This window comes from Idiomarina sp. ST20R2A10 (assembly GCF_051842345.1).
In the GTDB taxonomy this organism is placed as follows: domain Bacteria; phylum Pseudomonadota; class Gammaproteobacteria; order Enterobacterales; family Alteromonadaceae; genus Idiomarina; species Idiomarina loihiensis.
The window spans coordinates 132,793-157,969 of sequence record NZ_JBNIEY010000003.1; the positions used below are offsets into that span (position 1 = coordinate 132,793).

The following is a 25,177-nucleotide window of genomic DNA, read 5'->3' on the forward strand; positions in this document are numbered from 1 at the left end:
ACATGAGTGAATTAACCCATCTGAATCAACACGGCGAAGCCCATATGGTGGATGTTGCTGATAAAGCCACCACCACACGTATAGCGGTGGCACAAAGCAAGCTACGTAGCCGCACCGATGTGATTGAGCTGCTGGAAGCCGCCGCTGCCAAAAAAGGCGATGTGCTGGCCACGGCACGCATTGCCGGCATCATGGCCGCAAAAAAGTGCAGTGAGCTGATTCCACTGTGTCATCCGTTAGCGCTAACCAAAGTCACTATCGATTTCGAACTTGACCGCGAGAAAGGCGAAGTTCGCATTCAGAGTCTCTGCAAAGTGACTGGCAGCACTGGCGTGGAAATGGAGGCCCTGACGGCAGCCTCAGTCGCTGCGTTAACTGTGTACGATATGTGCAAAGCGGTTGATCCGGCCATGGTCATTACCGATACCTGTTTGCTTGAGAAAGAAGGCGGCAAACGAGGCCACTGGACGCGAGGAGGTACCCCATTGTGATCACCGTAAAATTTTTTGCAGTATTGCGAGAGCGATTAGGGTTAGCAGAAACTCAGGTAGATGCTGATGTCAATACAGTACAAGAGCTGGTTCAGGTATTAAAACAACAGTCTGAGCGTTACACCAAAGAACTGGATCGTTATCAGTTGCTTTGCGCTGTGAATCAGAATTTATCGCCGTTAACCGCTGAGGTTAATGATGGTGACGAAGTGGCGCTGTTCCCGCCGGTTACCGGGGGCTAGGAGTTATTAATGAGTATCAGCATCCGGGTTCAGCATGAAGATTTCGATTTAGCGGCAGAATATCAGCGCCTTGCACAGAATAACCAGTGTGGAGCGGTAGTGACTTTTACTGGTTTAGTTCGTGACTTTGCTGAGGGTGGCCTACGTGGGCTTGAGCTTGAGCATTACCCGGGAATGACCGAAAAGGCGTTAACCGGTATTGTCGAAGAGGCTCAGAAACGCTGGAACCTGCATGGTGTGACAGTTATTCACCGGGTTGGTTATCTGGCACTGAATGAACAAATTGTTATGGTGGCCGTTGCCAGTGGCCATCGGCAGGCCGCTTTCTCGGCAGCCTGCTTTATTATGGATTACCTGAAAACACGGGCGCCATTCTGGAAAAAAGAACACACAGAAGAAGGCGAGCACTGGGTAGAAGCAAAGCAAAGTGACCAGCAAGCAGCAGAACAATGGAGTCAGCAGTAGTGAAGCTTTGGGCTTTGTTATTATTGTTTTTGTCGTCGACGGTATGGGCCGCAGACCTGACCATAGCGGCTGCATCCAGTTACCGGCCGTTGTTGACCGAACTGGCGGAAGAGTTTGAACAACGGCAGGGCATCTCTTTGCGCCTGGTTTTTGGCTCCTCAGGTAAGCTCGCGACACAAATTCAGCATGGTGCGCCATATGACCTCTACTTTTCCGCAGACGATAGCTACATTCAGCATTTGCAAGAAACAGGCTATTTAAGCAGTGAAATCATCACTGATGGTTACGGGCAACTGGTTTTGTGGAGCGCTAAGGCGGACTTACTGCCTGACTCGGTTGAGCAACTGAGCGAGATGAAGTCGGTGACTCTGGCTATTGCCCAGCCTCGCCATGCTCCGTTTGGCAAGGCGGCCATGCGTTTTTTAGAGAACCATCAGCTTGCTGAGGTTGTTCAAGAGCAGTTGGTTTACGCAGAAAATGTAGCTCAAGCAGCGCAAATGGCCTTGTCAGGTGCAGCCGATATGGCGTTAGTTGCGTTTTCTGTTTTACCATCTGACTTACGTAATGAACGTCAGATGATGATACTGCCCTTAGCGGATGAAAAACTGTTAAAGCAGTCCCACGCGGTGCTAAAACGAGCCGGCGACCAAAATTTGGCAAAGCAGTTCAGTCAGTTTACTCAGAGGGAAGAATTTAAACCGCTTAAGCGTGAACATGGGCTAGTGGCAGACAAAAGGACGGGAATAGGTAATGAGTAGCACAGACTGGCAGGCGGTAGTATTGACTCTGCAGTTAGGTGCTTACAGTACGCTTATTTTATTACTGCTGGCTACGCCTATTGCCTGGTGGCTGGCAAATCAGCGCAGCTGGCTGGCAGCTCCGGTTCAGGCCATTGTGGCCTTGCCACTGGTACTGCCTCCCACGGTACTGGGTTTTTACTTGCTAATTTGGCTAGGCCCTAACGGCTTTATTGGCTCCACGCTGGAATCCTGGGGGCTGAATCACCTGGCATTTAGTTTTGAAGGTATTCTCATTGGCTCAGTTATTTATTCCTTACCCTTTGCGGTGCAGCCACTGGTGGAATCTTTTCGGCAACTGGGCAAAGAGCAGCTGGATGTTGCCGCGACCTTAGGCGCCGGCTGGTGGCGTCGTTTTTGGACTATTGTTCTACCATCCTGTCAGGGCGGCTTTTTAATTGCCGCAACGTTAAGCTTTGCTCATACCTTAGGCGAGTTTGGCGTCATTCTGATGCTTGGCGGCAGCATTCCGGGAGAAACTCAAGTGCTGTCTGTGCTTATTTATGACCACGCCGAAGCAATGAATTACGATGCGGCTGAGCGGCTATCGCTGGGTCTGTTGTTGTTTGCCTTTACCGTGCTTGTCACGGTTTATGCGTGGCAGAAACGCACTCAGCGTGGAGGCCGGTTATGCTAACGGTCAATATTGAACAGCGGCAAGGGGACTTCTGTCTGCAACTGGCGCATAGTTTTGCTGATGACCGTGTAACCGCAATTTTTGGTCCTTCTGGCTGCGGAAAAAGTACCTTGTTACGTGCTATTGCCGGATTAACTCTCGGGCTGAAAGGCAGCGTTCGCTGGCGGGACGCACTTTGGCATTCGCGCAAAGTGCGTACAAAAACGGAACAGCGTGGACTGGCTCTGGTATTTCAACAGGCCCATTTGTTTACCACTATGTCGGTTGAAAATAACCTGCGCTACGGCATGCCGAAAAACATCAATGACAGTGAACTGGCTATTGGCTTTGCTGAGGTCGTTGAGATGTTGTCGCTGAATGAGTTGCTGCAGCGTAAACCGGATCAGCTTTCCGGAGGACAGCAACAACGCGTAGCCATTGGTCGGGCATTGTTGTCACAGCCTCAGTTATTATTGCTTGATGAACCCATGAATGGTCTTGATACAACCGCGAAAAAACAAATTCTTACCGACTTAAGGCGAATACAAAATCGTTTCCGGCTACCCATGCTACTGGTGTCGCATCATGTTGAGGAAGTCGTGCAGCTGGCTGATGACGTGGTTATCATGGCTGACGGGAAATTGGTATCCAGTGGCAGCTTGCAGACCCAGGTCGATTCGCTTGCCGGCCACAGCGAAGGGCCATTGTCAGTGTTATCGGTAACGCCACCAAACAAGCCCGCTGGCCGTGTTAATGCGACCGATGAACTGCTTGCTTGGCAACTGGCCGATCAGCAACTCTGGCTACCGGTCAATGCTGCTGTTGATGTGGCGGGTTTGGGCGAGATGGAGATTCGCCCGCCGGGGCGGCTGCTTGTCTGGGCGCGGGATGTCAGTATTGCCACAGAATATTTGCCTAATACTTCACTGACGAATCAGGTTGCCGCGCGCATTATCGACTTTGAACCCGCTAAGCATGTAGCCGAAACCGTTGTTGTTTTAGCGGTCGGCGACCAGATGCTACGGGCGCTGGTAACCAATGCCTCGGTTAAACGCTTGAACCTGAAGTTACAACAACAGGTTTATGCGTCATTTAAAGCCGCCGCTATGCATTAAGAAAACGATAGGCGAAACGGTTCAACCTTTCGGTTCGGGTATTGGCTGCCAGTTCCACTTCAATAAAAGACACTTTCTTTGTCTGCGTTAACGCCTGCTGAACGGCGTCTTCAAGTTGTTCATTTTGGCTGACGCGATAGTAGTCGCAGTTCATGCTCTGGCTCAGTTGCTGATAATCCCAACCATGGAGGTTGGTGCATTCAAGTTGAGGTGCAAAAGCCTGAATCATGTCCCAGCAGTGGTTGTTGAATAACACAATAATTGGGGCGTACTCATGCCGTTGAAAATGTCCAAGCTCCAACCCCGTCATTAGAAAGGCGCCGTCACCAACCAGTACCATTGGCCTCATGCCCGTTGTCGCCTGAATGCCATAGGCTGCGGGAATAGCGTACCCCATAGACGCATAGTACGCGGGAGCCAGGCAAAGACTGGGTTCGGCCTGTAAAGAAGCGAACAAACAATCGCCGACATCGGTTACAAAGGGAACCACCTGTTCACCGCGTGCCAATTGCTGATGAATTGTGCGTATAACATTGTCGGCATTAAAGGTATTGTCAGGTAACGAACCGCTGTCGGTTACGGTTTTAGAGTAGCGGTAGTCCGGGAGGTTACTTTGCTCTAGTTTCTGAAATAGCTTATCCAGCTGAACATGATGGTAAGCGCTTTTTTCTACCTGGCAGTGGTTTTGTTGAATATCCACCAGTTTCTCGCTACCAAATAAAGGATTATGAGCAGCAAAATTACTGTCTGTGCGAATAACCCCCACTGCCAGAATTAAGTCGGCCTGCTCGAGCAACTGATAGGCCCTGGTATCAGCATCATCAAGGAATACGCCGACAAAGTTAGGGTGGGTGTGATCAACCACGGCGCGACCGAGAAAGGTCGTGATAATTGGAATGCCGGTTTTATTACTGAAGTTTTCCAGCTCAGCAGAGGCGTTAAAGCGCCGCACGTCAACGCCTGCCAGAATCACTGGCTTTTTCGCTTTTTCCAGGCGTTTTTTTAACTGTGAGGTTAGGCTGGACAATTCCGTGTCTGGCATTTCAGGCGCAGCCAGAGCCTGCGGCTGTTTAACCGAATAATCGTAAGCATCCCGCGCAACTTCAATTAATACCGGACGTGAATATTTACGGCAGGCACTCAGCGCTTCTCGCAGTTTCTCGGTGGCAGTAGACGGTGAATTTATGCGTATCTGACAGCAGGTGACTTGTTCATAAATAAGACTCTGCGAGTCAACCTGCTTGGCCTGATGATGAATGCTTAAACCGCGATCAATTTCTTTTTGCGCCGGAAAACCTGCGATAACAATAAGAGGAACGTGCTCTTCGTACGCCTGAGCAACGGAGTTCACTGCGTTAAGAGCTCCAGCACCATAGGTAAGAAATACCGCCGATGGCCTGTTACAAATACGGGCTGCGGCATCTGCGCAGAAGGTAATGGCAGGCTCATGGCTAAGATAATGAAACGGCATGCGCTGGCGACTTTGAATGTCTGCCAGAAGAGGTAGAATAAAGTCGCCCGGAATGCCGAACAGCTCTTTTATGCCGAGTTCTTCAAGTTGATCTAATAGTACGTCTGTAAATTTCATGGACACCCTCCCAGAAGGAACAGTGTCCATGTTTTGCGTCAGACTGAGTTGATGTGGGTCAAAAATTACTTCAACAGAGCAGAAAAAGGCAGAATAGTGACTTCTTCACCTGAATTTACAGGACCGCGCTCTTGTTCCAGTCTAATAAAGCAGTTGGCACGTTTTAGTGTGCTTAACACGGCTGAGCTTTGCGAACCAGCACTACTGACTTTAAGTTGACCGTTGTTGTCCTGTTCATACCAGCCCCGCTGGAAGTCAGCTCGGCCCGGGCGTTTTTTCAGATATTCGGACGCAATTGCCCGATAAGACTCCGGGTTGATGTGCTTTTCACCCGCCAGGTGCTTTAATACCGGTTGTGTCAGTTGCTCCATTGTTACCGCAGCGGCAACTGGATTGCCGGGTAAGCCAAAGAACCAGGTGTTTTTCAGCTTACCAAAGGCAAAAGGTTTGCCGGGCTTCATTGCTACTTTCCAAAAAGAAACAGACCCCAATTGCTCCAATGCGGTTTTGGTAAAATCGGCATCGCCAACAGAAACCCCGCCGCTGGTAATAACGGCATCGCAACTTTGTGTTGCGTCCCGTAAAGCCTGACTTATGGCGTCTAAGTCGTCATTCAGGCGACCAAGGTTAATAACCTCAACCCCCATTTTCTCCAGCATAGCCAGTAACAGATAACGGTTGCTGTCAAAAATTTGCCCGCTTTTCAGCTTTCCGCCGGGGGCTACTAATTCATCACCGGTTGAGAACACCGCAATTTTCGGTTTTCGGTAAACCGTAACTTCTTCAATCCCCAGGGACGCCAGTAAACCAATATCAACAGGGCTTAAGCGTGTGCCGGTTGCGATAACCTCTTCACCTAAGGCAATATCGCTACCCCGGCGGCGGATATTATCGCCTTCAACTACATCCTGTAATAGGGTGATACCGCTTTTATCCTGGTTGGCTTCCGTATTTTCCTGGATGATCATAGCGTCTACTGAGTCAGGCAGGGGAGCGCCTGTCATAATACGAACGCAACTATTTGCGGGGATCTCATCGTTATAAGGGTGACCCGCAGCAGCTACGCCAATAACTTTCAGACAAGCACCTTTTTTCGCTTCACTGCTACGGACGGCGTAACCGTCCATGGCCGAATTATCGTAACCCGGAACATCGAGTGTTGAATTTACGGGTCTGCAGAGGATTCGCCCCAGTGCTTTAGATAATTCGACTGTCTCTTTATCGGTTATTGCAGAAACGGTATCGAGCATATTTCCTAGTGCCTGTTCGAACGGCATTAGAGAAGGGGTATTCATGCTTGTTCACCTTGTTGATTAACCATCCAGACTGCGGCCTCAACACGAGAACGCAAGCCCAGCTTTTTCAATAAATGTTTAACATGCACCTTAACAGTACCATCGGAAATATCCAATTCGCGGGCAATGACTTTGTTACTCATGCCTTTAGCTATTAAGCTTAAAATTTCATGCTCTCTGTTCGTTAGTGTACTCAGTTGAGAGGTAGCCGAGTGGGTTGGCTGTCGCAAGGCTGTCGCCAGTATTTCGGTAATGGCTTCACTTAACACCATTTTTCCGGTAACCGCGCGATGAATCTGCTCTAATAGAAGCTCTGGCTCCATGTCTTTTAGCAAATAACCGTCAGCGCCATTAGTAATGGCCGCCACCACATCGTCGTCAGCATCACTGACTGTCAGCATAATGATGCGAGAGGTAACGCCTGAGTCCCTTAGTCTTTTTAAGGTTTCTATGCCATCCATACCATGCATGTTGAGATCCAGGACAATAAGATCCGGATCGTGTTCAACGGCTAATAGCAGAGCATCAGGCCCGTTACTGGCTTCGGCGACAACTGTCATGTCGTCTTCCATCGCTATCAACTGTTTCAGCCCTTTGCGCAGTAGCGGATGATCGTCCACTAACATAATGCTGGCTGCCTCGGTTGTCATAGTCTTCTCCCTTGTATACTTAACTTAGTTAGTTTGACACAGTACGTTTAAAAAAACACCGCAGGTAAGCTCAACTTATACTTTTGAATATAAAAAGTACCTAAAAATAGGTAGAGCACTACTCCATAATAACCCTAAAACTAACTCTTGTTGTGAGTTGTATCTAACCTGCCTTAGTAGCAAAGTCTGTAGTCATAAACTGGAACTAATAATTGCGACTATATGGATAAAGCTTCGTCGGCGAATACATTAAGCAATGTCCATGGAAACCTTGGTTCCCATGCGGTTTTGCGCTGGCTAACACTTAGTGTGTTGCTGCTTGGTGTCACCTTTTGGGCGAGTTGGAGTGTTATTGTGGTGTTGTTGGCGAAATCAAACACCAACTTAACCTCCAGTCAGCTCATGTCGTTAGTCGCAATAGCCGGAGGCAGTGGCGCTTTATCACGACTTTTAGGTACTTTAGTTGTGAATCAGCTTGGACGCTGGATGCCTGCGGTTATCGCAACCATCATGTTACTGGTCAGCGTTGATAGCGTCGTGCAGTTTTCCGCACCGGATATTAATTACTCAGTATTGGCGTTATTGGCAGCACTATCTGGTCTTGGTTGTATGATGTTCGCGCCGGCATTTGATTTAACTCGTCAGTCAAAAGGCTCAGTGAATTTGCCTTTATCTATGAGTGTGGTTATTGGTATGACCATATTCTCTTTGTTTTTGGCACAGTTAGCAGTACCGCTATTGGCAACCTGGCAGCCGGCTGGAATGGAATCTTATTTAGTGTTGCAGCGCAGTAGTGGAAACTTTTTTGCGCGTATTGATGCGGGTGAATATATTCTCTTAAACAGCTTTAGTTGCGTCTGGGCTATTCTATTTGCCTTTACTGCCATTGTGAGTGTCGGCACAGCATTATTTGCCTCGAAAAAGCAGTCTTTACCCAAGGTAACTATACGAAAGCTTCTTACCCAGAATGGCCACGTCTGGTACTGTAGCATTCTATACAACATGACTTTTGGTAGTTTTATTGGTTTCGCTATGGCGCTTCCGTTACTGCTGGAATTTGTCTTTGGTTATAGCACGTTAATTCTGGTTTGGATGGGACCATTTATTGCACTCCTGGCCCGTCCGTTTGGCCGTTGGCTGGCTGGAATTTTTGGCGGCGCGTTAATAACACAAATTAGTTTACTGATGATGATGCTCTTTGGTGTGTTCGCCGGGCGCTACATGTATTTTGCTCAGCACGGTGCCACCGAACTTTATTTTGAGCCTTTCTTTATCAGTATGCTGGGGCTTATTTTTACCAGCGCTTTAGGAAATGGCTCGGTCGTGGTCACTATGAGAAAAGTTTTTCCCCGAACTTACACTCATCGGGTACTGATTTGGGCGGGAACCATCGCTATGCTTGGTGCGGTTTATTTGCCGTTGCGTTTTACATTAGCGCTTAAGTCGCAAAGTATCGATACAGTGTATATCGATTTTATTGTTTTTTACGTCATTGGCTTACTGCTAAACGGTTTTATCTACCTGCGTCGACATGGACAATTCTATAACCCATAGGCAAACTGACTATTGCAGCAGATAGTCGGGAGTAAAGGTAAACAGAACTTCGGTACCACCCGAGGCCAGCCGTGACATCTTAATTTCACCACCCAGGTTTCGGCTGCGTTCCTGCATAATGGCCAGCCCGTAATGGTTAATCTTTTCAGCATTCTCCGGCAAGCCTATACCATCGTCAGTAATGCTAAGCTCAACATCCTGACCGCTAGGTTGTGACAGACGTATGTGAACCCGAGTTCCCAGACTATGATTAACCGCGTTTTGACTGGCCTCACGAATAATCTGTAGTAAGTGAATTTCTTCATGTGGAGCCAGCGGTATGTTGTTCAGGTGGTAATTCAGGTGGATAGACATGTTGCTTTGCTCGGTTAATTGCTTAACCGTCGTTTGTAGCGCGTTATAAAGGCCTGAACCGTCCACTTTTAAGCGGAAAGTGGTCAGCAGTTCGCGCAATTGGCTGTAGGCGGAATTTAAGCCCTCACGTAGTTCACTGCTGACATCGTCAATGGTTGCCCGATCATTCTTCTCAATGCCCTTGTGTAAGCGCGTGACTTGTATCTTTAAATAGGACAGAGCCTGTGCTAGTGAATCATGAAGTTCACGCGCAATAACTGTACGCTCGTGCATTAGTGCGAGTCTGCGCACTTGCTCCTCTTCCGACTTCAGACTTTGTGACAAAGCCAATTGATCAGCGGTTGAACTCATAAGTTGTTGCTGCCAGGTTTCAAGTGGTTGCTCTTGCCCGCAACGGACAATAAGTACACCGTAATTATGATCTTCTCTTTTCAGAACAAAACGGTAAATTAACTTATCGTCTATTACTGAAGCACCTGGACCGGCTTTAATACAAGTTGCACAATCGCCACCTTCACAAGGTTCTTGTACATTAGGGCGTGGCTGCAGTTGTAAAAAGGGTCGGCTACCTTCCTCTGTCAGTAGACACAGTTCGATATCGTCTACTTCACCTACTTCATAGAGCTTCTCAATAACTTCCTGATAATTATTGTAGTCGTAACTATGAACAATAATGGAGCGGGCAGTATCGTACAAAAAAGAAAGTACTCTATTTTTGCGCGACAGTTCCTGTGTCTGTTGCTCCACTCGACGTTCCAGCCCGCCATAAAAGTAACTGACAGTCTCCGACATTTTGTTCATAGTACGAGACAATTGGCCAATTTCGTCTTCATTATTGATTTTGGATTTAGCGGTAAAGTCACCTTGTCCTAAACGTCGGGAAACTGATAGTAAATGCATTAACGGCTGATCAATCTTGCGTTTGAGCACCGTTAGAAGGAAGAAGAATATGGCAACGATGAAAAAAGAAGCTAAAGCCAGAGCGCTACGAACTTTCTCCATTCGTTGCTCTGAGTGCGCTTGAAGTTGGCCTACCAGAGCATCTAGCTGAGTCACATAGCTATCTATAGCTTCATTTTGCATTTGCGACAAGTTGGCAAAACCCTGCTCGGCTATGTCAGACTGAATTCGTTGCCATTCAGAGCGTGCTTCTTCTGCCAATTCTTGAATACTGCCCCCAGCCTTTATGAAGTGGTGGTTTAGTAGTGGTTGCTCCCAGAGCATGCCTATGTTTTCGGCGGTCTGATTTGCTTCGGTCGCCTCACCGCTGGATATCTGAAACGCAAATTTATAGGCTTTCATCCGGTGTGAACCGGCAACGTTGATAAGCTCAGCATCCTGCTCTGATTTTTCTAACAGCCAAAATGCCGATAAGGAGGAAGCACTAGCCACGATCACGATAAGCGCAAGCGATATTCTGAAAACATTAATAATGGAAGCGTTGCGTATCATTCTAGTGCGTGCCCAAGATAAAAATTCCTGTACATCATATAGCATTTCTAAAGAGGGGGACAACAACTGGTAACTTTGGTGTACCTCTTTTTTACCACCTTTAGCGCTAACTAATAATCACTCTCAATTAAAATCAAAAAAAACCTTATAAATCAGTCTATGACCACTAAACTTATATACCACCTTGGTGGTAGTTTTTAATGTATATCAATAAGTTAAGCTAATTTTTGAACTGGCAAGTCGCCTCAGGATCACGCACACTTCCCCCACATATCTATTTAGTTACTGTTAGACGTGGACTGGGAGTCTAATTATGAGTCGTCTGCTTGAAAAACTGCGTTTCTTTAAAACGCAAAAGCAACCATTTTCGGATGGACATGGTGTTACTACCAATGAAGACAGAACGTGGGAAAAAGGGTATCGCCAGCGCTGGCAGCACGATAAAGTCGTGCGTTCAACGCACGGTGTGAACTGTACCGGTTCCTGCAGCTGGAAAATCTATGTTAAAGATGGACTGGTTACCTGGGAAACCCAGCAAACTGATTACCCTCGGACACGTCCTGACTTACCTAACCATGAGCCGCGCGGCTGCCCGAGGGGTGCCAGCTACTCATGGTATATCTACAGCGCTAACCGCCTGAAGTACCCTAAAGTACGCCAGCAGTTAATGACGCTGTGGCGTGAAGCCAAAGAACAACATAAAGACCCGGTGAAAGCCTGGGAATCTATTGTTACTGATCCTAAAAAGGCAAAAAGTTACAAAGAATCCCGCGGTATGGGCGGATTTATCCGTGCAGACTGGAAAGAAGTGAATGAAATTATCGCGGCTTCCAACGTTTATACGGCAAAGGAATATGGTCCGGATCGTATCAATGGCTTTTCACCCATTCCGGCAATGTCGATGGTTTCCTACGCTGCCGGTGCGCGTTACTTGTCATTAATTGGCGCAAACTGCCTGAGTTTCTATGACTGGTACTGCGATTTGCCACCGTCATCACCACAGGTTTGGGGCGAGCAGACAGACGTACCGGAATCAGCTGATTGGTATAACTCCAACTACATCATTGCCTGGGGCTCTAACGTACCGCAAACGCGTACACCAGACGCTCACTTCTTTACCGAAGTGCGTTACAAGGGCACGAAAACCTGCGTTATTACTCCGGATTATTCAGAAGCCTCTAAGTTTGGTGATACTTGGTTAGCACCACGTCAAGGTACTGATTCGGCTCTGGCTATGGCCTTTGGCCACGTTATTCTGAAAGAATTCTACGTCAACAAGCAAAGTCAATATTTCCACGACTATGTAACTCGCTATACCGACATGCCAATGCTGGTTATGCTGGAGCCGGGCGAAAAAGCCCTGAACCAGGGACGCTTCCTGCGGGCTGCCGATTTGGTGGACAACCTGGGCGAAGAAAATAATCCAGACTGGAAAACCATAGCCATTAACGAAAAGGACAACCGTCTGACCAGCCCGAATGGCGCTATCGGTTATCGCTGGGGACAATCTGGTAAGTGGAACCTGGAACAAAAAGATAAAGATGGCGATGTTGGGCTGCAACTGTCACTGAAAGACAGCAATGATGAAATCGTTGAGGTAGGTTTCCCATACTTTGGCAGCGCGCCGCACGAATACGAGTACTTCCAGCACACTGAGCACGACGAAGTTCAGATTCGTAAAGTACCGGTGAAAAAGGTCGAATTAGCGAACGGCGAAACCGCTTATGTAGCAACGGTATTTGACCTGATGTTGGCGCAATACGGTGTTGATAACGGCGTTAACGATGAAAACCGTGCGAAAGATTACAACGACGACGTGCCTTATACGCCTGCATGGCAGGAACACATTACCGGCGTAAAACCAGCCGATGTGATTCGCGTTGCAACCGAGTTTGGCCGTAATGCTGACAAAACCAAAGGTCGTTCGATGATCATCGTCGGTGCCGGTGTTAACCACTGGTACCACATGGATATGAGCTACCGCGGCATGATTAACATGCTGATGATGTGTGGTTGTATTGGTAAATCTGGTGGTGGCTGGGCTCACTATGTTGGCCAGGAAAAGCTGCGCCCACAAACCGGTTGGACTCCTTTGGCCTTTGGTCTGGATTGGCAGCGCCCGCCACGTCATATGAACGGTACTTCGTTTTTCTATAACCACTCTAGTCAATGGCGCTACGAGAAGCTTGATATGAGCGAAGTCATTTCGCCTTTAGCAAATAAAGACAAGTGGAACAGCACCATAATTGATTACAACACGCGTGCTGAGCGCATGGGATGGTTGCCTTCGGCGCCGCAGCTTGGGCAAAACCCGTTGCGTATTGCAGAAGCCGCTAAAGCAGCCGGTAAAGATATAAAAGAGTACTTAGTTGAACAATTGAAAAGTGGCGATGTTCGCTTTGCTTGTGAGCAGCCAGACGACCCGAAAAACTTCCCACGCAACATGTTTGTATGGCGCTCTAACTTGTTAGGCTCGTCAGGTAAAGGCCACGAATACATGCTCAAGCATTTCTTAGGTACTAAACATGGTTTGCTAGGTAAAGATTTGGGCGACTTCGGTGGTAAAAAGCCGGAAGACGTAGAGTGGGTAGATGATGCTCCTGAAGGTAAAGTTGACCTGTGGGTAACACTGGACTTCCGCATGTCCACCACCTGTTTGTATTCAGATATCGTTTTGCCGACAGCTACCTGGTACGAAAAAGACGATATGAATACCTCGGATATGCACCCGTTTATTCACCCGCTAACGGCAGCCGTTGACCCAGTCTGGGAAGCGCGCAGTGACTGGGAAATTTTCAAAGGTATAGCGAAAGAGTTCTCTCGTATAAGCGAAGGTCATCTAGGTGTTGAACAGGATGTGGTCACCGTTCCTATGCAACACGACTCCCCGGGCGAGCTGGCACAGCCGTACGGCGGTAAAGCCTGGTGGAAAGGCGAATGTGAAGCCATTCCGGGTGAAACCATGCCGAACATTACCGTGGTTGAACGTGACTACCCTAATACCTATAACCGTTTCACCTCGCTTGGCCCATTAATGGATGAGCTGGGCAACGGCGGTAAAGGTATTAACTGGGATACCAAGGAAGAGGTTGAATTCCTCGGTAAGTTAAACCGCAAACACGTTGAAGAAGGTATTAACCAAGGGCGGCCTAAGATTGAATCGGCTATTGACGCCTGTGAGGTTATTTTATCACTAGCGCCGGAAACCAACGGTCATGTGGCGGTGAAAGCCTGGGCTGCACTGGGCAAATTAACGGGTCGCGAGCATACGCATTTGGCGAAACCCAAAGAAGAAGAGAAGATCCGCTTCCGCGATATCGTTGCGCAACCGCGTAAGATCATTTCTTCACCAACCTGGTCGGGTCTGGAAGATGAGCATGTGTCCTACAACGCAGGTTACACCAACGTTCACGAGCTGATTCCATGGCGCACCATTACCGGTCGTCAGCAATTCTATCAGGATCATGAATGGATGCGTGATTTTGGGGAAACCTTATGTGCCTATAAGCCACCAATTAACCTGAAAACCGTTGCGCCGGTATTGAATAAGCGTAAAAACGGTAACAAAGAGATTGTACTGAATTGGATCACGCCGCACCAGAAATGGGGTATCCACAGTACATACTCTGACAACTTGTTGATGCAGACTTTATCGCGTGGTGGCCCCATTGTTTGGCTTAGTGAAGTTGACGCGAAAGCAGCAGGTATTGAAGACAACGACTGGCTGGACATTTTCAACGTCAACGGTGCTATCTGTGCGCGGGCTGTGGTGTCACAGCGAGTACCGGAAGGTATGAGCATGATGTATCACGCACAGGAGCGTATTTTGAACATGCCTGGCTCTGAGTTAACCGGCACCCGTGGTGGTATTCACAACTCAGTTACGCGCGTGATAATGAAGCCGACTCATATGATCGGTGGCTACGCACAACAAGCTTATGGCTTTAACTATTATGGGACAGTTGGCTGTAACCGCGATGAATTCGTGGTGGTCCGCAAGATGGACAAAGTCGACTTCCTGGACACTGAATAATTCGGAGTGGGGACAACACGATGAAAGTAAGAGCTCAAATTGGCATGGTGCTGAATTTGGACAAGTGTATCGGCTGTCATACTTGCTCCATCACCTGCAAAAACGTCTGGACCTCGCGTGAAGGGGTCGAGTACGCTTGGTTTAACAACGTTGAAACCAAGCCCGGCATTGGTTTCCCGAAAGAATGGGAAAACCAGGATAAATGGAACGGCGGTTGGTCACGCAATAAAAAGGGCAACCTGGAACTGAAAATTGGTAGTAAGCGTCGCGTGCTGGCAAATATTTTTGGTAACCCGGATTTACCTGAAATTGACGACTATTACGAGCCGTTCGATTTTGATTACCAGCACTTGCATACGGCTAAGCCGAGCAAACATCAGCCGACGGCACGTCCACGCTCGCTGATCACCGGCAAGCGGATGGAGAAAATTCACTGGGGTCCAAACTGGGAAGAAATTCTGGGTACCGAGTTCGAGAAGCGTAAAAAAGATAAGAACTTCGACGACGTGGTACAAAAAGACATGTACGGTCAGTTTGAAAAGACCTTCATGATGTACTTGCCACGTTTGTGTGAACACTGTCTGAATCCGGCTTGTGTAGCTGCTTGTCCTTCAGGTGCAATTTATAAGCGTGAAGAAGACGGTATTGTTCTGATTGACCAGGACAAGTGTCGCGGCTGGCGTATGTGTGTATCAGGCTGTCCATACAAGAAAATTTATTACAACTGGAAAACCGGCAAATCTGAAAAATGTACGTTCTGTTATCCGCGTATTGAAGCTGGCCAACCAACCACGTGTTCAGAAACTTGCGTAGGTCGTATCCGTTACCTGGGTGTGTTGCTTTACGATGCGGATCGCATTGAAGAAGCGGCAAACACGCCGAACGAGCAGGACTTGTATGAAGAGCAGTTAGGTATCTTCCTTGACCCGCATGACCCTGAAGTACAGGAAGCGGCTCGTAAAGAAGGCATTGCAGAAAACTGGATTGTAGCGGCTCAGCGCTCGCCAGTTTATATGATGGCAATGCAATGGAAAGTGGCACTGCCACTGCACCCTGAGTACCGTACCTTGCCAATGGTTTGGTATGTGCCACCTCTGTCGCCAATTCAAAGCGCGGTAGAAGCGGGCCATGTCGGTATGGACGGTGAAATTCCGGACTTGAAGTCGTTGCGTATTCCGCTGCGTTACCTGGCTAACTTACTGACTGCCGGTGACGAGAAACCCATTGTTCGCGCACTGGAGCGAATGATAGCTATGCGCTCATACAAGCGTTCAGAGCACGTTGACGGCGTTGAAGACTTAGCAGTTCTGGAACAGGTTGGCCTGACTAAGAATCAGGTAGAAGAAATGTACCGTTACATGGCGTTGGCGGATTATGAAGACCGCTTCGTTATTCCGACCAGCCATCGCGCTTATGCCGAAAACGCATACGACGTTAAAGGCGGCTGTGGCTTTACCTTTGGTAATGGCTGTAGCGACGGCAACAACGGTGTGAATCTGTTCGGTGCTAAGAAAGAATCGGTTCGCCAAGTCATTCCTGTGACCATGAAGGAGTAATCAGCATGCAGGTATTACAAGTTATTTCGTTATTGCTGGATTACCCCAAACCCGAGCTTGTGGAAGCTCGGGCGGAGTTAGAGCAAATGGTTCAGCAGTCGCCTTTAAGTGCTGACGATAAAGCAGCGCTGGAGGCCTTTATCGAACACCGTACCAGTATGTCGCTGATGGACTGGCAGTCGGAGTACGATGGACTGTTTGAGCGTGGCCGTGCTTTGTCGCTATTGTTGTTCGAGCACGTACATGGTGAGTCGCGTGACCGCGGACAGGCCATGGTTGATTTGATGAACCAGTACAAAACGGCTGGCCTGGATTTAGGTGTGAAAGAACTGCCGGATTACATTCCGTTGTACCTGGAGTTTTTGTCCACCCAAGGCGATGAGAATGCCCGCCTGGGCTTAGAAGAAGTTGCGCATATTCTGGCATTGCTTACGGCAAGACTTGAACAGCGCGGTAGTAACTACTCGCTTTTATTTCAGACACTATTAAGCATCTCTGGTGTGCAAATTGACCTTGACGATGTTCGTCAGCAAATTGCCAACGAGAAGCGCGATGACACCAGCAAAGAGCTGGACAAAGTTTGGGAAGAAGAAGCGGTTACCTTTGCCGGGAATGATCAGATGCAGGGCTGCCCTACCGCGCAGAACCGACCATCGGAAGGTCAGCGCCGGGATCAATATGTGCCATTGAACACCGACGATTTATCACAGCCACGGAAAGTGTCGGGTATTTAAGGAGTCTATTATGGATTACATTAATATGTTGGCCTTCGGCGTATATCCTTATATTGCCTTGGCTGTCTTTTTTGTCGGCACGTGGGCTCGTTATGACCGCGAACAATACACTTGGAAGACTAGTTCAAGCCAAATATTGGAGAGTAAGCAATTGCGTAAAGGAAGCTTACCTTTTCATATTGGAATTATTGGCATTTTCTTTGGTCACTTGGTGGGGTTATTAACACCTAAACCAGTTTGGCATATGCTGGGCGTAACTAATGAAATGAAGCAATGGGTAGCTATTATTGCGGGTGGTGTTTTCGGATTTATCTGTTTATACGGCCTTGTCATTTTAGTTAATCGCCGAATGACTAACGACCGTGTTCGTGTGAACAGCAGCAAAATGGACATTCTTCTGTTATGGATTCTTTTAGCGCAATTGACTCTAGGATTAATTTCTATTTTTTATTCGGTTAGTCATGTGACTCATGGCGCGGAAGGTGAAAAAGCCGCAGTTATGGTTGCGCTTATGACTTGGGCTCAGAACATTGTTACTTTAGATCCTGTTGAAGCCGTTGCTGCTGTGGCAAATAATCCAGTCGATTGGGTTTTTAAATTGCATGTGGTTTTAGGTATGACAATTTTCTTAATTTTCCCATTTTCTCGTTTAGTACATATGTTCAGTGTTCCTGTGCAGTACATAAGCCGGCAGCATCAAGTTGTACGTAAACGTTTCTCCCGTCAGCTGTAGATTTATCGAGAGGTTCCCTTTCGGAGTAGGTTGTTATGATACAAGTAAATCAAGTAGAAATTGCGGAAAAGGAGATACTGGCAGAGATGCAGTATCACCCCGCAGACAGCCATGAAGAGGCTATGGCTCAAGCTGCTGAGGCTCTAGTTATTGGTGAGCTGTTTAAACAAAGAGCGAAAGATTTAGGCATGGAAGTGCTGGACGATACCGCTCAGGGTGGTGAAGATGACTTCATTGAAGCGCTGATTGAGCGTGAAGTCGCTCGCCCAGATGCTGATGAGCAGGCTTGCAAACAGTATTTTGAGCAAAATCCAGAGCGCTTTAAAACATCACCAATTGTTGAAGCCCGCCATATATTGTTAGCGGCAGCGCCCGATGATGATCTTGAGCGCGTGAATGCTAAGCGTATAGCTGAACAGTTGATTCAGCAATTGCAGGAAGGAGATGATTTTAGCCAGCTGGCGCGTCAGTACTCATCTTGCCCATCAAAGGAAACTGATGGCAACTTGGGGCAATTGAGTAAAGGACAAACGGTTCCTGAGTTTGAACGTCAGTTGTTTACGGCCGAAGAAGGGTTAATGAAATATTCGATAGAAACTCGTTATGGATTTCACGTGGTTTCGGTTGACCATAAAATTGATGGTAAGCAGTTGCCGTACGAGGCGGTTAAAGACAAAATTGCTGAATACCTGGAAGAGAAAGTGCACCGTAAAGCGGTTTCTCAGTACATTCAGGCATTGGCGAATGAAGCTGATATCAAAGGCTTCGACTTTGTTGATACTGGTTCACCGCTACTGCAGTAAATGATTTGAATTCTGCGACGATTGGCACCCAAATGGGTGCCTTTATGCGGTAAATCAAACGACATGTCGTGGTTACTGGAAAAAGGCTACCCTGAGAGACCGGCGTTTTCGGTATTGGAAGGGGAAATTGGTTATGGTCAGCGTTTTAGTATTGATCAACTGGAGTCAGCTGAAACCACTGTTAAAGGGAAACTCGCGGACGATAACCCGGTTACTGAGCACGTGTATAAGCTGGATTAGCTCATTAATTTATTGCGCTGTAATATTTTTTCCGTGCGGCGTGCTAGCTTCTCCATAAAAACTAAGTCGGCAAGGGTAGGGTCGGCAAGTTCGTTGTCTAAGTCTGCCTGCCATTGGCTGACTTCCGCATCCAGCATTTCCATCATTTTTTTTGAGCAACCTCGGCAAATACCCTGACACATATCCGCTTCTTTTAAACCAAAGGGAATGTGTTCGCGAATGACATTCAGCAGCTGATACATCGCGGTTTTGGTATCTGGTTTGCGGCTCATACATCCTCCAGTAAACTCTCCGACATGGTGCGAATATGATGACTCACGTCGCGGTTATATTGTTCCATTTTTTCAAGTTGCTCACGGGCTAATTGAATGTTCTCTGTTTTAACGGCATCAACAACGGCTTGAGCGGATTCATGCACACAGTCGTGAGGTACTTCAATGGCTTGATAGCTTTTATGCATCTTAAAACGCTCGCGAAACAGTTCCGAATAATACCAACGACCGATACCGCATTCGTCTGAGTCGACTACATTGCATTTTTCGGCGGCTAAGGTGCCTAAATACACACGATAGACGTCCATGCGCAGTTGCATTTCTTCAATATTAGCCAGCTCAATTTGCGCCAGTAGTGCACTGTTTGAAATGCTACCGCCTAATTGTTTAATATTACGGTTCTCATCGGCCAGAGATTCCAGGTATCGTCTGGTTGAGTCGATATTGTCACGCGTTGTTTGCATTGCCTCAACACTACGAGAATGACTTAAATCAACTCCTTGAACGATTTGTTCAACTTTCTCGTTGATTTTGTCTGTTAATAAAGTAGTGCGTTGAGACAAAGACCTGACTTCGTTCGCAACAACGGTAAACCCTCGTCCGTGTTCTCCGGCACGAGCGGCTTCAATATTGGCATTTAAACTCAGTAGATTCGTAGTTTCAGCAACTCCGCGCACGTCACCACTGGTTTGCTCAATTTCTTTAGTGTGCGCTTTTAGTGACGCAATGCTGTTTGACGTAGACTCAATATCGCCAACAATTGAGCTTAGATTACCGACTACGGCTGCCATTGTTGACTCACCCGTTTGGTTATTTTCGTCAATGGTGAGAATGGTTTCCCGCTCTCTTTGCAATAAATCGCTGAGCTGAGAAAAGGTATTTTGATAACCGGCCAGTGACTCGGTAAAGTTCTCGACAAAAGACAGACGTTGCCGGTAGTCTGCGAGCTCCTTTTGCTGTTGTGAAATTGTTTGATTTGCAGCTTCAAGTTGCTCAGACAGGGATTCATTTTCAGACATCAGCCGCTCAATATGCTGGTTCAACTGAGACTGGGTCGATGAACATTGATTACTGCGGACGTATCCTAATTTTTCGATTAACTGCATGGAACCTCCAAAAAGAAAAAACCAAGCTTCCACAGCGGTTGCAGAAGCTTGGTTTATTAGGGTTAAGCAGACTTATGCTTTAACCCTTTTACAACTTGCCAACTGATGCCTAAGGCGCCGACGATAAAGACCATGTCACCAAGGGTACGGAACCAGCGTAGATTCTGTAGCAATGGTTGTTGCATGAAAGCTTCACTACGTGCGTACCACAAGCCTTCTGTGGCGGCAGCGTAGAACTGAATGAAGCCAACTGGTAACAAACTGGTGAAGAGCATTAGCGCCAAGCCAATGTTCATGGTCCAGAAAGCCATTTTCATTAGTTTTTCATCGAACTGCAGAGTCGGTCTTATGTAGCGAAGAATCAGCAGAACGAAACCAAGCGCCAGGAATCCATACACACCGAATAAGGCCGCGTGAGCGTGAGTAGGCGTAGTGTTTAGGCCCTGTATATAGTACAGCGAGATAGGTGGGTTGATCATAAAGCCTAATACGCCGGCACCTAGCATGTTCCAGAAAGCAACAGCTACGAAGCAAAGCAGTGGCCACTTAAGACGCTGCATCCAATCTGCCCGTTTTTGAAGACTGTAGTTTTCCCAGGCTTCATAGCCTAATACAATCAGCGGAACCACTTCCAGCGCAGAGAAGGTCGCACCTACCGCCATAACCGGAGTAGTGGTACCGGCAAAGTACAAGTGGTGGAAAGTACCTGGTACACCACCCAGCATGAACAGTGACGCGGAAGCTAACGCTGCAACAGTTGCCATGCGGCGGGAAACTAAGCCCATACTGTGGAATATGAAGGCCAGTGAGGCAGTAGCAAATACTTCGAAGAAGCCTTCTACCCAAAGGTGAACAATCCACCAGCGCCAGTATTCCATGATAGAAATGTGAGTACGCTCGCCGTAGAAGAAACCAGCGCCATAGAATAGGCCAATGGCAACGACCGAGGCGGTGAAGAGTGCCAGTAAGTTCTTGTCGCCTTTGACTTTGAATGCACCCCATACACAGCGCATCATCAATACCAGCCAGAAAACAATACCGAGGAACTTACCAATCTGCCACAGGCGGCCTAAGTCTACGTACTCATAGCCCTGGTGACCTAACCAGAAGTTCAGGTGTTCAGGCATAATTTGCGCAATGGCCAACCAGTTACCGATAAAGGTACCTGCGACAACCAGAACCAGTGCCCAGAACAGGATATCGACACCCAGTTTTTGGTACTTAGGATCTTTGCCACCATTAATAATCGGTGCCAGGAATAAACCTGCAGCCAGGAAGCCTGTCGCTATCCAGAACATGGCGGCTTGAATATGCCAGGTGCGGGTTAAAGAGTAGGGGAACCACTCGGAAATATTAATACCGTAGAACTCTTGTCCTTCTACTGTGTAGTGCGCGGTCAGGCCGCCCAGTAGCACCTGGAAAGAGAACAAAGCAACAACGATAAATAAATATTTGCCCAACGCTTTTTGCGATGGAGTCAGTTTGACCTTAGCAATAGGGTCATGCTCGGGCGCGATCAACTCTTCTTCATCTTTGTCGCGTAAGAACGCCCACGCCCAAATTAGGAAACCAATACCCGCAATCAAAAGAATAACACTGACAATTGACCAGATAATATTCTCTGCGCTAGGCACGTTATCTATTAAGGTCTCATGTGGCCAGTTATTGGTATAAGTAATGTCAGAATCAATACGCTCTGTTGATGCGGCCCATGCGGTCCAGAAGAAGAAGTCGTTCATTTGCGCGCGACGCTCAGCTGAAGGCAGAGTGTTTTCCTTCATCGCATAGCTTACGCGAGTAGGGCGAAGCTCCGGGTCATCGCTGAACAGCTTTGAATAATACTCACCAGTTTGCTCAATAGCCTGGATGCGTCGTTCACTGAGAATGACGGTATCTGAGGCATTGTCGTACGTATTGGTACGATATTCTTCTTTCAGTTCATACTCGAGCTGGTTTTGTTGAACACCGTCAAGCTCGTCATAGGACTTGTTGAAAACTTCCTGCGCACGAATGTCTAACCAGGCCAGCAGCTCACGGTGTAGCCAGTCGGCTGTCCAGTCGGGCGCCTGGTACGCACCGTGCCCCCAAATTGAACCCAACTGCATACCACCAACCGACTGCCAGGCGGTTTGTCCATCTAAAACAGATTCTTCGGTGGCAATGACGTTACCATTGGTACTCATGAATTTATCCGGAATAGGCGGAGCCTCCCGATAAACTTCCGTTCCAAAATACCCCAAAACACCAAAAGTAATTGCAAGGACACCGATTAGTGTCCACCAAAGCTTACGATATCCGGCCATTATTGACCTCCTTGATGCTGAACAGCTTCATGTTGTTACTCCATAGGTTATGAACAGAGAATTTCGATTAATTCACTATGCGTTAACCTAACTGCAATATTGAGGCCATAACGTAATATATTGATTTGCATGGTATTTATATTTAAGTGGGTTTTTATGACTCTAATAGATTAGGTTTTTTTAACTGTTGGGGTACAAAACACCCTAAAGGTACTTTGTACCCTAAAAGAGGTATTTCTTTAGAACAATCGTAGGCTTATCTCTTTTTTGCTCAGACCTTGAGGAAGATCAATGCATTTAAGTCTGACTCTCCTATTCTGGAGCACAATATATAGTGTCTGTTTTTAGAATATTACCGATATATGGTGTTTTATGCCGTTTTACCCTGAATCTTTACATTACAGTGCAGAGCAAATTGTCTGGCAGGAAGTTCCAGGAGAAGTGGCTTTGGCTTACACCATTACGGGTTGCCCGGTAGGGTGCAAAGGTTGCCATAGTGTGGATAGCTGGCCTGTTGGCAGTGGAATCGAACTAACAGAACAACACTTGGAAAAGCAACTGCAAAAATACCGTGGACTTATTACCTGTGTTTTATTCCTTGGCGGTGAGTGGCAACCCGACGCTTTATTAAAGTTATTAAAACAGGTGCGAAGTGGAGGGCTGGAGACGTGTTTGTATACCGGCTATGAAAACGTCTCTCTGACCCTTCGCGAACAACTGACTTATTTAAAAACCGGGCCGTGGATTGCTGCCCGGGGCGGGCTGGAAAGCCCAACCACCAACCAACGCTTTTATGATTTACGAACCCAGCAGTTATTGAACTGCAAGTTTCAAACAGGAGAATAATTATGTTGCGCTTAAACGAAGAACAAGTCACTGGCAAAGTCGATTTCATTCACGAGTATCTGCATGCTCAAAACGCGGCTGATGGATCGAAAATGGACGCAAACGCCAACGTCACACAAAAGAACATAGCAACGCTTGAAGCCGAGTTAATGAAGGACTTTTTTGTGCAGGTGAACCGCAAGCAAGTCAGTAATAAAATCAGTGAGCTTTTTGGTAACGACCTGGCAAAAGAGTACGTTCGACAAATTGAAGATCATGAAATATACGTACATGACGAAACCAGCCTCAAACCTTACTGTGTTTCGGTCACTATGTATCCGTTTCTACGTGACGGCTTAACCAAACTGGGCGGTGAGTCTCAGGCACCTAAGCATCTGGAATCTTTCTGCGGTACTTTTGTGAACTTTGTTTTTGCCGTAAGCTCGCAGTTTGCAGGGGCTGTTGCAACGGTCGAGTTCTTAACCTACTTCGACTACTTTGCCCGCAAGGACTACGGCGACGACTATTTAAATACCCATCGTCACCAAATTGAAAACCACTTGCAGCACGTGGTCTATGCGCTGAACCAGCCCGCGGCGGCTCGCGGCTACCAAAGTGTGTTCTGGAATATCTCTATTTACGACCAGCATTACTTTGACAGTATGTTTGGCGAGTTTGTCTTCCCTGCGGACTTTACTAAACCTGAGTGGAGCTCAGTAAGTGCGTTACAGGACTTCTTTCTGGACTGGTTTAATAAGGAACGTGAAAAAACGATCCTGACCTTCCCGGTGGTGACCGTGGCCATGTTAACGAATGAAGGACAATGCAAAGATCAGGCATTTGCCGAAAAAATAGCCGGGGAAATGGCAAGCGGTAACTCCTTCTTTGTTTACTTGTCTGACAATGCCGACTCGTTAGCGTCCTGCTGCCGACTACGCAGCGAAATTAGCGACAATACGTTTTCCTACACCTTGGGTGCCGGTGGTGTCGCAACGGGCTCAATTAATGTCATTACCATGAATATGAATCGACTGGTGCAGGATGGCAGAGATTTAGAACAAGAAGTCAGCAAAATTCACAAATATCAGGTGGCTTACCGAAAGCTGATGGAAGAGTACAAGGAAGCTGGCCTGTTAACTGTGTACGACGCGGGTTTTATTACTCTGGATAAGCAGTTTCTGACTATAGGCATTAACGGCATGGTTGAAGCGGCGGAATCTCGGGGGATTACGGCGGGCAACAATCAGTCCTATAAAGACTTTGTGCAAAGCCACTTAAAAATTATTTACGATGCCAATAAGGCGGCGAAAAAAGAATATGGTTATATGTTCAATACTGAGTTTGTGCCGGCAGAGAATCTGGGCGTTAAAAACGCCAAATGGGACAAAGCAGACGGGTATCAGGTGAGCCGTGAATGTTACAACTCCTACTTTTATGCGGTGGAAGATGACGACGCGAACGCACTGGATAAATTTGTGTTGCATGGTAAAGAGCTTATTGAATACCTGGACGGCGGTTCAGCTCTGCACTTAAACCTCGATGAAAAGCTCAATACCTCAGGGTATTTGTCCTTACTGAATATTGCGGCAAAAACCGGCTGTAACTACTTTTGCATTAACGTCAAAATTACCATTTGTAATGCTTGCGAGCAGATTGATAAACGCACTTTAAGTGAATGTTCCAGCTGCGGCTCTGAAGATATCGATTACGGTACCCGGGTTATTGGTTACCTGAAGCGTGTATCGGCATTCAGTGCAGGTCGACGTAAAGAGCATCACTTGCGCCACTATCACCGCAAACAGCCTGCAGAAGTTGCTGTGGGTGCGGCACAAGCCAATATTGGACTACGAAAAGCCAGCTAAACCGGCGTAAACTACCCACAAAGAGGGAGGACATACTCCCTCTTTTTTCATGCCTTTGAATTGTGCTTTTATGGTATTCTCCGCGCACTTC

At 47.4% G+C, this 25,177-nt stretch carries 22 protein-coding genes; 15 read left to right on the forward strand and 7 right to left on the reverse strand.

The features are described from left to right. Positions 1 to 2: 2 nt before the first annotated feature. The 6 genes from moaC to modC are packed head-to-tail and all read left to right on the forward strand — an operon-like array spanning position 3 to position 3,726. Positions 3 to 491 carry a cyclic pyranopterin monophosphate synthase MoaC gene (gene moaC / locus ACP7H9_RS06380; protein WP_439222392.1) on the forward strand — a complete coding sequence of 163 codons (489 nt, stop codon included), beginning with the start codon at positions 3 to 5 and terminating at the stop codon, positions 489 to 491. After that, positions 488 to 733: a molybdopterin converting factor subunit 1 gene (moaD, locus tag ACP7H9_RS06385; protein ID WP_439222393.1), complete on the forward strand. Its 246-nt coding sequence runs from the start codon at positions 488 to 490 to the stop codon at positions 731 to 733. The genes moaC and moaD overlap by 4 nt, the downstream gene beginning before the upstream one ends. 9 nt (positions 734 to 742) lie before the next feature. Then, positions 743 to 1,198: a molybdopterin synthase catalytic subunit MoaE gene (gene moaE / locus ACP7H9_RS06390; RefSeq protein WP_439222394.1), complete on the forward strand. Its 456-nt coding sequence runs from the start codon at positions 743 to 745 to the stop codon at positions 1,196 to 1,198. Further along, positions 1,183 to 1,956, forward strand: a complete 774-nt coding sequence (modA, locus tag ACP7H9_RS06395; RefSeq protein WP_439222395.1) for a molybdate ABC transporter substrate-binding protein — start codon at positions 1,183 to 1,185, stop codon at positions 1,954 to 1,956. The genes moaE and modA overlap by 16 nt, the downstream gene beginning before the upstream one ends. Beyond that, on the forward strand, positions 1,949 to 2,632 hold the full coding sequence (modB, locus tag ACP7H9_RS06400; RefSeq protein WP_439222396.1) for a molybdate ABC transporter permease subunit: 684 nt from the start codon (positions 1,949 to 1,951) through the stop codon (positions 2,630 to 2,632). Before modA ends, modB begins: the two co-directional genes overlap by 8 nt. After that, positions 2,626 to 3,726 (forward strand): molybdenum ABC transporter ATP-binding protein, encoded by a 1,101-nt coding sequence (gene modC / locus ACP7H9_RS06405; protein WP_439222397.1) that lies wholly within the window; start codon positions 2,626 to 2,628, stop codon positions 3,724 to 3,726. The genes modB and modC overlap by 7 nt, the downstream gene beginning before the upstream one ends. On the opposite strand, the gene ACP7H9_RS06410 is transcribed toward modC, so the two are convergent. The 3 genes from ACP7H9_RS06410 to narL form a co-directional block, all read right to left on the reverse strand. After that, positions 3,716 to 5,314: a thiamine pyrophosphate-binding protein gene (locus ACP7H9_RS06410; RefSeq protein WP_439222398.1), complete on the reverse strand. Its 1,599-nt coding sequence runs from the start codon at positions 5,312 to 5,314 to the stop codon at positions 3,716 to 3,718. The two genes, modC and ACP7H9_RS06410, sit on opposite strands and share 11 nt — an antisense overlap. Positions 5,315 to 5,379: 65 nt before the next feature. Next, complete coding sequence (moeA, locus tag ACP7H9_RS06415) at positions 5,380 to 6,609, reverse strand: molybdopterin molybdotransferase MoeA (protein ID WP_439222399.1); 1,230 nt, start codon at positions 6,607 to 6,609, stop codon at positions 5,380 to 5,382. Next, positions 6,606 to 7,259: a two-component system response regulator NarL gene (gene narL / locus ACP7H9_RS06420; RefSeq protein WP_439222400.1), complete on the reverse strand. Its 654-nt coding sequence runs from the start codon at positions 7,257 to 7,259 to the stop codon at positions 6,606 to 6,608. Before narL ends, moeA begins: the two co-directional genes overlap by 4 nt. Before the next feature lie 222 nt (positions 7,260 to 7,481). Between narL and ACP7H9_RS06425 the strand changes: the two genes are divergently transcribed. Further along, positions 7,482 to 8,813 (forward strand): MFS transporter, encoded by a 1,332-nt coding sequence (locus tag ACP7H9_RS06425; RefSeq protein ID WP_439222401.1) that lies wholly within the window; start codon positions 7,482 to 7,484, stop codon positions 8,811 to 8,813. Positions 8,814 to 8,822: 9 nt separating this feature from the next. On the opposite strand, the gene ACP7H9_RS06430 is transcribed toward ACP7H9_RS06425, so the two are convergent. After that, positions 8,823 to 10,619 carry an ATP-binding protein gene (locus tag ACP7H9_RS06430; RefSeq protein WP_439222402.1) on the reverse strand — a complete coding sequence of 599 codons (1,797 nt, stop codon included), beginning with the start codon at positions 10,617 to 10,619 and terminating at the stop codon, positions 8,823 to 8,825. A 313-nt stretch (positions 10,620 to 10,932) separates the two neighbouring features. On the opposite strand from ACP7H9_RS06430, the gene ACP7H9_RS06435 reads away from it, so the two are divergent. The 6 genes from ACP7H9_RS06435 to ACP7H9_RS06460 all read left to right on the forward strand — a co-directional run bounded on the left by ACP7H9_RS06435 (position 10,933) and on the right by ACP7H9_RS06460 (position 18,718). After that, positions 10,933 to 14,652 carry a nitrate reductase subunit alpha gene (locus ACP7H9_RS06435; RefSeq protein WP_439222403.1) on the forward strand — a complete coding sequence of 1,240 codons (3,720 nt, stop codon included), beginning with the start codon at positions 10,933 to 10,935 and terminating at the stop codon, positions 14,650 to 14,652. 20 nt (positions 14,653 to 14,672) lie between these two features. Beyond that, positions 14,673 to 16,208, forward strand: coding sequence for a nitrate reductase subunit beta (gene narH / locus ACP7H9_RS06440; protein ID WP_439222404.1), 1,536 nt, complete (start codon positions 14,673 to 14,675; stop codon positions 16,206 to 16,208). A gap of 5 nt (positions 16,209 to 16,213) precedes the next feature. Further along, a complete protein-coding gene (gene narJ, locus ACP7H9_RS06445; protein WP_439222405.1) occupies positions 16,214 to 16,942 on the forward strand; it encodes a nitrate reductase molybdenum cofactor assembly chaperone in 729 nt (242 codons plus the stop codon). 10 nt (positions 16,943 to 16,952) lie between these two features. Beyond that, positions 16,953 to 17,675 carry a respiratory nitrate reductase subunit gamma gene (narI, locus tag ACP7H9_RS06450; RefSeq protein ID WP_439222406.1) on the forward strand — a complete coding sequence of 241 codons (723 nt, stop codon included), beginning with the start codon at positions 16,953 to 16,955 and terminating at the stop codon, positions 17,673 to 17,675. Between the two features lie 35 nt (positions 17,676 to 17,710). Continuing rightward, positions 17,711 to 18,478 carry a peptidylprolyl isomerase gene (locus ACP7H9_RS06455; protein WP_439222407.1) on the forward strand — a complete coding sequence of 256 codons (768 nt, stop codon included), beginning with the start codon at positions 17,711 to 17,713 and terminating at the stop codon, positions 18,476 to 18,478. A 63-nt stretch (positions 18,479 to 18,541) separates the two neighbouring features. Further along, the gene (locus tag ACP7H9_RS06460; protein WP_439222408.1) at positions 18,542 to 18,718 is read left to right on the forward strand and encodes a hypothetical protein; all 177 of its coding nucleotides are present in this window, start codon (positions 18,542 to 18,544) and stop codon (positions 18,716 to 18,718) included. Here the strand turns inward: ACP7H9_RS06460 and ACP7H9_RS06465 are convergent. From ACP7H9_RS06465 to ACP7H9_RS06475, 3 genes are all read right to left on the reverse strand, one after another. Then, positions 18,715 to 18,990 (reverse strand): hypothetical protein, encoded by a 276-nt coding sequence (locus ACP7H9_RS06465; protein WP_439222409.1) that lies wholly within the window; start codon positions 18,988 to 18,990, stop codon positions 18,715 to 18,717. The two genes, ACP7H9_RS06460 and ACP7H9_RS06465, sit on opposite strands and share 4 nt — an antisense overlap. Then, complete coding sequence (locus tag ACP7H9_RS06470) at positions 18,987 to 20,096, reverse strand: methyl-accepting chemotaxis protein (RefSeq protein ID WP_439222410.1); 1,110 nt, start codon at positions 20,094 to 20,096, stop codon at positions 18,987 to 18,989. The genes ACP7H9_RS06465 and ACP7H9_RS06470 overlap by 4 nt, the downstream gene beginning before the upstream one ends. Before the next feature lie 62 nt (positions 20,097 to 20,158). After that, a complete protein-coding gene (locus ACP7H9_RS06475) occupies positions 20,159 to 22,399 on the reverse strand; it encodes a nitric-oxide reductase large subunit (protein ID WP_439222411.1) in 2,241 nt (746 codons plus the stop codon). 372 nt (positions 22,400 to 22,771) lie between these two features. Here ACP7H9_RS06475 and nrdG point away from each other — a divergent pair, with 372 nt between their 5' ends. Both nrdG and nrdD read left to right on the forward strand, forming a co-directional pair. Continuing rightward, complete coding sequence (nrdG, locus tag ACP7H9_RS06480) at positions 22,772 to 23,245, forward strand: anaerobic ribonucleoside-triphosphate reductase activating protein (RefSeq protein WP_439222412.1); 474 nt, start codon at positions 22,772 to 22,774, stop codon at positions 23,243 to 23,245. A 2-nt stretch (positions 23,246 to 23,247) separates the two neighbouring features. Continuing rightward, a complete protein-coding gene (gene nrdD, locus ACP7H9_RS06485) occupies positions 23,248 to 25,086 on the forward strand; it encodes an anaerobic ribonucleoside-triphosphate reductase (RefSeq protein WP_439222413.1) in 1,839 nt (612 codons plus the stop codon). Positions 25,087 to 25,177: the final 91 nt, after the last annotated feature.

Excerpts from the sequence above, each read along its gene's own strand:
- moaC (WP_439222392.1), top strand. The coding sequence starts at position 3 with ATGAGTGAATTAACCCATCTGAATCAACACGGCGAAGCCCATATGGTG.
- moaE (WP_439222394.1), top strand. The coding sequence starts at position 743 with ATGAGTATCAGCATCCGGGTTCAGCATGAAGATTTCGATTTAGCGGCA.
- modA (WP_439222395.1), top strand. The coding sequence starts at position 1,183 with ATGGAGTCAGCAGTAGTGAAGCTTTGGGCTTTGTTATTATTGTTTTTG.
- modB (WP_439222396.1), top strand. The coding sequence starts at position 1,949 with ATGAGTAGCACAGACTGGCAGGCGGTAGTATTGACTCTGCAGTTAGGT.
- modC (WP_439222397.1), top strand. The coding sequence starts at position 2,626 with ATGCTAACGGTCAATATTGAACAGCGGCAAGGGGACTTCTGTCTGCAA.
- ACP7H9_RS06410 (WP_439222398.1), bottom strand. The coding sequence starts at position 5,314 with ATGAAATTTACAGACGTACTATTAGATCAACTTGAAGAACTCGGCATA.
- moeA (WP_439222399.1), bottom strand. The coding sequence starts at position 6,609 with ATGAATACCCCTTCTCTAATGCCGTTCGAACAGGCACTAGGAAATATG.
- narL (WP_439222400.1), bottom strand. The coding sequence starts at position 7,259 with ATGACAACCGAGGCAGCCAGCATTATGTTAGTGGACGATCATCCGCTA.
- ACP7H9_RS06425 (WP_439222401.1), top strand. The coding sequence starts at position 7,482 with ATGGATAAAGCTTCGTCGGCGAATACATTAAGCAATGTCCATGGAAAC.
- ACP7H9_RS06430 (WP_439222402.1), bottom strand. The coding sequence starts at position 10,619 with ATGATACGCAACGCTTCCATTATTAATGTTTTCAGAATATCGCTTGCG.
- ACP7H9_RS06435 (WP_439222403.1), top strand. The coding sequence starts at position 10,933 with ATGAGTCGTCTGCTTGAAAAACTGCGTTTCTTTAAAACGCAAAAGCAA.
- narH (WP_439222404.1), top strand. The coding sequence starts at position 14,673 with ATGAAAGTAAGAGCTCAAATTGGCATGGTGCTGAATTTGGACAAGTGT.
- narJ (WP_439222405.1), top strand. The coding sequence starts at position 16,214 with ATGCAGGTATTACAAGTTATTTCGTTATTGCTGGATTACCCCAAACCC.
- narI (WP_439222406.1), top strand. The coding sequence starts at position 16,953 with ATGGATTACATTAATATGTTGGCCTTCGGCGTATATCCTTATATTGCC.
- ACP7H9_RS06455 (WP_439222407.1), top strand. The coding sequence starts at position 17,711 with ATGATACAAGTAAATCAAGTAGAAATTGCGGAAAAGGAGATACTGGCA.
- ACP7H9_RS06460 (WP_439222408.1), top strand. The coding sequence starts at position 18,542 with ATGTCGTGGTTACTGGAAAAAGGCTACCCTGAGAGACCGGCGTTTTCG.
- ACP7H9_RS06465 (WP_439222409.1), bottom strand. The coding sequence starts at position 18,990 with ATGAGCCGCAAACCAGATACCAAAACCGCGATGTATCAGCTGCTGAAT.
- ACP7H9_RS06470 (WP_439222410.1), bottom strand. The coding sequence starts at position 20,096 with ATGCAGTTAATCGAAAAATTAGGATACGTCCGCAGTAATCAATGTTCA.
- ACP7H9_RS06475 (WP_439222411.1), bottom strand. The coding sequence starts at position 22,399 with ATGGCCGGATATCGTAAGCTTTGGTGGACACTAATCGGTGTCCTTGCA.
- nrdG (WP_439222412.1), top strand. The coding sequence starts at position 22,772 with ATGCCGTTTTACCCTGAATCTTTACATTACAGTGCAGAGCAAATTGTC.
- nrdD (WP_439222413.1), top strand. The coding sequence starts at position 23,248 with ATGTTGCGCTTAAACGAAGAACAAGTCACTGGCAAAGTCGATTTCATT.